The sequence below is a fragment of the Microcystis sp. LE19-131.1A genome, from assembly GCF_027532015.1.
In the GTDB taxonomy this organism is placed as follows: domain Bacteria; phylum Cyanobacteriota; class Cyanobacteriia; order Cyanobacteriales; family Microcystaceae; genus Microcystis; species Microcystis ichthyoblabe_A.
Genome location: NZ_JAPZSS010000145.1, coordinates 1 through 3,753, shown reverse-complemented (window position 1 = coordinate 3,753; position 3,753 = coordinate 1). Strand labels below are relative to the sequence as shown.

Below are 3,753 nucleotides of genomic sequence, written 5' to 3'. Positions count from 1 at the left end.
TTCTCCTGTTTTCTCCCCTTTGCTATTAATAAAAGTTATATTTTCTCTGAATTATCTCAACAAAAACTTATCTTCTCAATCGGCTTGAATAATCAATTATCTTTCTCCTGCTGCCCCCTTACTTTTTCAGCAAGCCCTAATTACTCTAATAAACTACTGGAAGAATATCAATTTTATGTTTCCCAAAGATGCCAATAATGCAGTGGGATTCTTAAATACTTTTTTCAGCTCCTTTTTTTTAGGTATCTTGCTATTCTCTATCGTTAAAAAGCCTCTAAATATTTCCCTGTTAATTTTTGCCTTCCTGAGCATTTTTTTACCTTTAAATACAGGAACAACACAATCAATGATGAGGTATATGATGACAATATTTCCAATATTTATTATCCTTGGATATTGGAGCCAAAAAAATCGTTATTTTTATGGGTTTCTGTTATTCTTCTTTACCTATTTTTTATCAATTCTATTTCTTTGGTATGGTAATTGGGGCTGGATAACTTAGTTGCTCGTGAGTTGAGTCAAATTACCCTAACTAATCATGCTAACATAGCTCTTTGCTCAGAGAGAGTCGATTGATTTGTTCAAAAATATCAACTATATAGAGAATTATTGTCATCATAAATTAGAGTTATGATCAAAAATGTTACTCACATTGCCGAATATCTATATCGCTCAATAAAATCAATCACAATCACAGGATAAGCGTTTAAATGCGATCGAGATTTGCTTGATTTTAATACAAAAATACTGCACATTGATCATCCTCAGGCTTTGAACGCAAGGAAAAGCACACCCCACAGACAAGGACATTGTAATGATAGAATCGACAATGGCGACGGCTTGGCCATTAGTATTTTTTGCGTCGGACTAGCAGGAGATAAAAGCGTGACCTTTAAGATTGGTTTACTCGGTTTCGGGGTTGTGGGGACGGGAACAGCGAAAATCCTCCTCGATCCTTTTGGTCGTCATCCCGTACTCAAAGAGATTACCATTGGACGAGTGGGAGTTAGAACCCTAGATAAACCGAGAGAAATCGAGCTTTCTCCCCATCTTTTGACCACTGACCTAGAATCGATCGTTACTGACCCCGAAATTGATATTATTGTCGAATTATTGGGGGGTTTGGAACCAGCACGCTCTTTAATTCTCAAGGCAATCGCATCGGGAAAGCACGTTGTTACGGCAAATAAGGCGGTTATTGCCCGTTTTGGTGATGAAATCTACGCCAAAGCTAACGAAAAGGGGGTTTATGTCCTCCTAGAAGCGGCCGTGGGTGGTGGAATTCCCGTCATTAAACCCTTGAAACAATCCCTCGGCGCTAATCGCATCAGCAGCATCATGGGAATTGTCAACGGCACAACTAACTATATTCTCACGGAAATGAGCCAAAAAGGGGCAGATTTTAGCGAAGTTCTGGCCAAAGCTCAGGAATTAGGCTATGCGGAAGCGGATCCCACTGCGGACGTGGATGGATTCGATGCAGCCGATAAAATCGCTATTTTAGCCTCTCTGGGTTTTGGAGGTCGGGTAAAACGAGAAGATGTTTACTGTGAAGGTATCCGGCAAGTTAGCGCCGTCGATATCGCCTACGCTGATAGACTGGGATTTGTGATTAAATTATTAGCGATTGCGAAAGATACGGTTAAGGAAGATTCCGATACTCTAGAGTTGCGGGTTCATCCGACCCTAGTACCGAAAATCCATCCCCTCGCTAATGCTAACGGAGTCTATAACGCTATTCTGGTCGAGGGGGAACCCTTGGGACAAGTGATGTTTTATGGGCCGGGTGCGGGTGGCGGACCGACGGCCAGTGCAGTAGTATCGGATGTGATGAATATCGTCGGAATTTTAAAAAGTAGTGGCAAAACCAAGGAACTTGACCCGCTTTTAAGCTGTATTCACCAGCATTATTGTCAAATCGCCCCGATGGAGTCGTTATCGACCCGTTTTTATGCTCGTTTTCTCTGTCGCGATGTGCCGGGGGTAATCGGTCATTTAGGTATGGCTTTCGGCGACCATGGGGTTAGTCTAGAATCCGTGGTACAAATTGGGATTAGGGGTGATTTAGCCGAAATTGTCGTTGTCACCCACGATGTACGCGAGGGCAATTTCCGCAACGCTTTAGCAGCCATAGACTCTTTAGAAGCTATTGACAGTATTCCCAGTATTCTCCGGGTTTTGTAATTATAGAGATCGCTTTTTTTATGGTCATGGGTCGGAGAATCAGAAGTGAGAAAAGTTGGCTAAGTTTGACCAGCACAATTTTGTTTTTTTGTCTAGGTTTTTTGGGCTTAAATCAAAAATTAATTTTTGCCCAAGGATCCGATAATGTTTGTCCCCTACCGATTTTATCAAGGTTACAACGCCATAAAATCCAAGCGGGAGAAACGATCGCCTCCATCGCCGAAAAATACGCTCTCATCCCCGCAACGATAATTAAACTCAATCCGACTATTCTCAAAAATGGTTTGGCCCCCGTCGGGAAAGAAATCTTTATTCCCCCGATGAATGGCATTCGCATCGAAGCACCCAAGGGTTCCACTTGGCGCGATTTAGAAGCAGCCTATGGTATTCGTGCAGATATACTCTTTGAGCTTAACGGTTGTGGTCGCCGGCCGACAATAGTTTTTATCCCCGGCACCAATTGGTCCGCCGCCGGCAAGCGATCGGATTATACTGGATTAAGTTCTTATCCCTTACCCTTGGCCAGCACTGTCGGATTAGCCTACGGTTGGCAAAAAAGCCCCACGGAACAGAAAAATCTCTTTCATAGTGGTGTTGATCTTCTCGCAGATGTTGGTACACCCGTTCTAGCCGCCGAGGACGGTCTAGTGATTTATGTGGGTCAGGAAGGGGCCTATGGTAATTTGGTAGTAATTAATCATTTAGGTCGCCGGCAGACCCGTTATGCCCATTTAAGCAGGGTTACAGTTAAAATTGACCAAAGGGTACGAGCAGGAGACGTTATCGGTGCGGTTGGCACCACCGGACAACCAGATATTATTCCCCCCCATCTTCATTTTGAGGTGCGCTTAGATACTCCCGTCGGTTGGACAGCGCAGGATCCGGCTTTGCATTTGCCCCAAATCGGCCCGCAATCAAGTCAAAAGTAACCAGTTAAGGGACTTCCAAAAAATAAACTATTCATTCTCGGAGTGTGAGAGGGAGGGGTCGATGATTGCCCCCTCCTTCCCGATTTTGTAGTAGAATTAATCCTGTACATTATTAATCAAGTTTTTCCTTTTAAGTGTATATGGAATTAACTGATTCCCTCAAGAAATTGCTCGGTGAAACTGCACTTCAATTAAAAGATGCAACTAAAAGAAGATTCATGGCACAAACAGTCTTAGAATTGGGCTAGAAAACCATTGGAATGGGAGTATTTTAGATGAAATCGAAACAGCCTTGAAATTCGCCCAAACTATGACTTGAAAAGGAAAACACCCGATTGTTAAGTTGATTACTGAAATTTACAAAAAGGAGTAAAGCTTGCTAAAAAAGCCAGGGAAAAAATTGAAGAAAAAATCGAACGTCTCCCAGAATTAACGAATCAAGACTTTCCCAATTTGGGCCAATGGTTTATTGATATCTATTATGATAAGACCTGGTTTGTATTTAGGGCTTGCTGAAAAAGTAAGGGGGCAGCAGGAGAAAGATAATTGATTATTCAAGCCGATTGAGAAGATAAGTTTTTGTTGAGATAATTCAGAGAAAATATAACTTTTATTAATAGCAAAGGGGAGAAAACAGGAG

Annotated in this window: 3 protein-coding genes and 1 pseudogene; 3 read left to right on the top strand and 1 reads right to left on the bottom strand. The window is 42.2% G+C overall.

Features of this window, described 5'->3' with window-relative positions; genetic code table 11:
- Positions 1 to 885: 885 nt before the first annotated feature.
- From O9323_RS11935 to O9323_RS11925, 3 genes and pseudogenes are all read left to right on the top strand, one after another.
- Positions 886 to 2,184 carry a homoserine dehydrogenase gene (locus tag O9323_RS11935; protein ID WP_288125165.1) on the top strand — a complete coding sequence of 433 codons (1,299 nt, stop codon included), beginning with the start codon at positions 886 to 888 and terminating at the stop codon, positions 2,182 to 2,184.
- A 20-nt stretch (positions 2,185 to 2,204) separates the two neighbouring features.
- Entirely contained in the window at positions 2,205 to 3,113 is a 909-nt protein-coding gene (locus O9323_RS11930; protein ID WP_002753314.1) for a LysM peptidoglycan-binding domain-containing M23 family metallopeptidase, read from the top strand.
- A gap of 244 nt (positions 3,114 to 3,357) precedes the next feature.
- Positions 3,358 to 3,629 (top strand): annotated as a pseudogene (locus tag O9323_RS11925) (ISAzo13-like element transposase-related protein); the annotation flags it as partial.
- On the opposite strand, the gene O9323_RS11920 reads toward O9323_RS11925, so the two are convergent.
- Positions 3,543 to 3,753 (bottom strand): hypothetical protein (locus O9323_RS11920; RefSeq protein WP_288125164.1); only part of this gene is annotated, 211 nt, incomplete at its 5' end. The pseudogene O9323_RS11925 and the gene O9323_RS11920 overlap by 87 nt on opposite strands.